This window comes from Microtetraspora sp. NBRC 13810 (assembly GCF_030268685.1).
Lineage (GTDB): Bacteria > Actinomycetota > Actinomycetes > Streptosporangiales > Streptosporangiaceae > BSRQ01.
The window spans coordinates 1-666 of record NZ_BSRQ01000064.1 but is presented as its reverse complement, the minus strand read 5'-3'; the positions used below and the strand labels follow the sequence as shown (position 1 = coordinate 666).

Below are 666 nucleotides of genomic sequence, written 5' to 3'. Positions count from 1 at the left end.
CGAGTCGAAGACGAAGAAGGCCGGACCGGCCGAGGTCGCCTGCGCCCAGTTACGCCCGTACCCCTGCGCCGAGACGAACCACCCCGTCCACGACACGATGTACGTGACCGCCGGAGCCACCGCCAAAGCGGTCAACGCGGTGGGCACGTCCCGCCGCAACGCCCCACCGAACGGCCGCCGGATCCCGATCGCCCGCCGCGCACCCGCGTCCCACACCAGCGACATCACCGCGAACGCGACCAGGAAGAACACCCCCGACCACTTCACCGCACACGCCGCACCCAGACACACCCCCGCCGCGACCCGCCACGGACGCAAACCCAGCCACGGACCCGAACCCGTCAACGCCGACGTCTCATACCAGGCCACCAACCGGCCACGCGCCCAGTCCCGATCCACCACCAGACACGCGAACCCGGCCAGCACCCAGAACATCAGGAACACATCCAGCAACGCCGTACGGCTCAACACGAAATGCAAACCGTCCAACGCCAGCAGCAAACCCGCCAGACACCCCAGCAACGTCGAACGCGTCATCCGCCGCGCCACCCGCGCCAGCATCAGAATCGACAACGCCCCGGCCAACGCCGCCGCGAACCGCCACCCGAACGGATTCGGCCCGAACAACCACTCACCCACACCGATCATCCACTTACCCAGCGGCGG

At 68.6% G+C, this 666-nt stretch carries 1 protein-coding gene; it reads right to left on the bottom strand.

Annotated features, from left to right (window positions below; genetic code table 11):
* Positions 1 to 660: phospholipid carrier-dependent glycosyltransferase (locus QSK26_RS41455; protein ID WP_352244495.1), on the bottom strand; the 660-nt coding region annotated here is incomplete at its 3' end.
* Positions 661 to 666 lie beyond the last annotated feature (6 nt).